Source organism: Pseudomonas sp. SIMBA_068 (assembly GCF_046534705.1).
Taxonomy (GTDB): domain Bacteria; phylum Pseudomonadota; class Gammaproteobacteria; order Pseudomonadales; family Pseudomonadaceae; genus Aquipseudomonas; species Aquipseudomonas putida.
Map to the genome: position 1 here is coordinate 1 of NZ_JAWRYI010000701.1, position 265 is coordinate 265.

The following is a 265-nucleotide window of genomic DNA, read 5'->3' on the forward strand; positions in this document are numbered from 1 at the left end:
AGACAGCCTCGCACCGCTACCCGAAACGCGGATTGAAAGAGAGGCGCTGGCGCTACAAAAACTCAATGTCTTTTGCCTCGCGGACGATGCCAACTGGCGAACTCAAAACGCATGGTGGCAAAGCTGCGTGGCAACGGTAACCTACATTTACTCGACGCTGAATCGCTACGATCCCACCTCTTTTGCTGATTCTCAGGCAATTATTGAATTCCGACAAAAATTAGCTTCAGAAATCAACAAGCTGCAGCATGCCGTTGCTGAAGGT

General features: G+C 50.2%; 1 pseudogene. It reads left to right on the forward strand.

The features are described from left to right. A pseudogene (locus tag SB756_RS31050) lies at positions 1-265 on the forward strand (hypothetical protein); the annotation flags it as partial.